Genomic DNA, 2,215 nt, shown 5'->3' with positions numbered 1-2,215 from the left:
GGCGCGGCATCTTCGATCCGCTGCTGGAGTTCCTGCGGCCGATCCCGCCGCTCGCCTACCTGCCGCTGGTCATCATCTGGTTCGGCATCGGCGAACCGTCGAAGATCCTGGTGATCACTATTTCCATGCTGGCGCCGGTGGCATTGTCGACCGCGTCCGGCGTTCGCGGCGTTTCGCAGGAACGCATCAATGCGGCGCGCTCACTGGGCGCTACTCAGCGCCAAGTGGTCCGCCATGTCATCCTGCCCAGCGCGCTGCCGTCGATCCTGACCGGCCTGCGCATCGCGCTCGGCGCCGGCTGGTCGACGCTGGTCGCCGCCGAACTGGTGGCGGCGACGCGCGGGCTTGGTTTCATGATCCAATCGGCCGCCCAGTTCCTCGTCACCGACGTGGTGGTGATGGGCATATTGGTGATCGCGGCCATTGCCTTCGTGCTGGAATTCACCCTCCGCAGGATCGAGCGCGTGCTCGTCCCGTGGGCGGGACGCGAATGATTGGGAATCAGAAGAGCAGGAGAGAATGACGATGACCCATTCCACCGCCGTGCTGTTCGCCCAAGCCGGCAATTGGCTTCTCGCCTGGACCAGGGAAAGCCAGCCGCTTGAACAGCAACCGAAATCGCCAACGCCGGTCCGCTGGGACGCCGAGCGCGACCGCCTGCCGCCACGCGACGAGAGTTTTTACTGGGCCTGGCAGTACTGGTCGCAGTGAGGGGATTGGCGATTGGCACTAGCCCCCGCGTCTTCGTCATCCTAGGGCGAGCAAGGGCGAAGCGACGCAGCGCAGACCCCAGGATGACGAATTCCAGGTAGCCAAAGAAGATAATTCCCATTCTCCCCTCTAACTCGCAAAATCATTCCTCTACTAAATTTATAGAATTACCTAGCCTCATCCATCTTCCAACCGGCGAGGCCATTTCCGGCGCCGATCCGCAGCGAAGGAGAGGGATCAATGTTCAATCTAACGAGACGTGTTTTCGGCATCGGCCTGCTGGCGGCGACGGTTGCCGTGTCGTCCGGCGCCACGGCGCAGGAGCTGAAGCAGTTCAGCATCGGCTATCAGAAGACCGGCCTGCCGGTGATCGCCAGGCAGCAGCAGGTGATCGAGAAGGCACTTGAAGACAAGGGCGTGACGGTCAAGTGGGTCGAGTTCACCGCCGGTCCGCCGCTGGTCGAGGCGCTCAATGTCGGCGCCATCGATGTCGGCTGGACCGGCGACGCGCCGCCGATCTTCGGCCAGTCGGCCGGTGCCAACATCGTCTATGCCGCAGCGCTGCCGTCGAATGGCGAGGGCGAGGCGATCTTCGTCAAGCCGGCGTCGCCGATCCAGTCGGTCGCCGATCTCAAGGGCAAGCGCGTCGGTGTCGGCAAGGGCACCAGCGCGCACAATCTGCTCGTCGCCGCGCTGGAGAAGGCCGGCATCCCGTTCGACCAGATCACGCCGGTCTATCTCAGCCCGGCGGATGCGGCCGCAGCCTTTGCCAGCGACCAGATCGATGCCTGGACCGTCTGGGATCCGTTCTTCGCCATCGCCGAAACCCGCTACCAGCCGCGTGTGCTGGCCCGCTCCAGCGAGGTGCTGAAGGTCAACACCTATTTCCTCGCCAACAAGGACTTCGCCAAGGCGCATCCCGAAACCGTCACCACAACGATATCAGCCTTGGGCGAGGCGGCGAAATGGGCCGACCAGAACCGCGACAAGGTGGCCGCGGCGCTGCATGAGGTGACCGGCGTGCCGCTCGACGCGCAGATCATCGCCGCCAACCGCACCAAATTCGGCGTCTTCCCGATCACCGACGAGATCATCGCCGGCCAGCAGGCGACCGCAGACCGCTTCTTCAAGCTCGGGCTGATCCCGAACGCGGTCCGCATCTCCGACGCGGTGTGGACGGCACCCGGCAACTGACTTGTCCCCTGACGGCGCCGGATGAGAACGCCCGGCGCCATTTGCGTTCGCACCCATATCTCCAGGAGATCCGCCCGTGACTGTGCCAGACATGACCGCGCCTGCCAGCACCGCACCGCTCGATTTCTTCTGGTTCATCCCGACGCATGGCGACGGCTCCTATCTCGGTTCCGAGGAGCAGCAGCGGCCGCCCGAATTCGGCTACTTCAAGGAGATCGCGCAGGCGGTCGACCGGCTCGGCTTTCCCGGCGTGCTGTTGCCGACCGGCCAGAATTGCGAGGATTCCTGGATCACCGCGACGGGCCTCGCG

Annotated in this window: 4 protein-coding genes; all 4 read left to right on the top strand. The window is 64.4% G+C overall.

Going from position 1 to position 2,215, the window contains the following annotated elements; all coding sequences use genetic code 11:
• The coding region (locus EN994_RS28200; protein WP_127307997.1) for an ABC transporter permease subunit at positions 1 to 494 on the top strand (494 nt) is incomplete at its 5' end.
• A gap of 31 nt (positions 495 to 525) precedes the next feature.
• The gene (locus EN994_RS28195) at positions 526 to 711 is read left to right on the top strand and encodes a hypothetical protein (protein ID WP_013528709.1); all 186 of its coding nucleotides are present in this window, start codon (positions 526 to 528) and stop codon (positions 709 to 711) included.
• A gap of 240 nt (positions 712 to 951) precedes the next feature.
• Positions 952 to 1,905 (top strand): sulfonate ABC transporter substrate-binding protein, encoded by a 954-nt coding sequence (locus EN994_RS28190; RefSeq protein ID WP_127224153.1) that lies wholly within the window; start codon positions 952 to 954, stop codon positions 1,903 to 1,905.
• A 91-nt stretch (positions 1,906 to 1,996) separates the two neighbouring features.
• Positions 1,997 to 2,215, top strand: a 219-nt coding sequence (locus tag EN994_RS28185; RefSeq protein WP_164746272.1) for an LLM class flavin-dependent oxidoreductase, incomplete at its 3' end; no start/stop codon positions are given.

Origin of the sequence: Mesorhizobium sp. M7A.F.Ca.CA.002.09.1.1 (genome assembly GCF_003998555.1) — a bacterium.
Lineage (GTDB): Bacteria > Pseudomonadota > Alphaproteobacteria > Rhizobiales > Rhizobiaceae > Mesorhizobium > Mesorhizobium ciceri.
Note: the sequence above shows the minus strand (reverse complement) of the source record. Positions and strands in the feature narration are given on the sequence as shown.

What these genes read in the sequence shown, in the direction of transcription:
- EN994_RS28195 (WP_013528709.1), top strand. Translation starts at nt 526, where the DNA reads ATGACCCATTCCACCGCCGTGCTGTTCGCCCAAGCCGGCAATTGGCTT.
- EN994_RS28190 (WP_127224153.1), top strand. Translation starts at nt 952, where the DNA reads ATGTTCAATCTAACGAGACGTGTTTTCGGCATCGGCCTGCTGGCGGCG.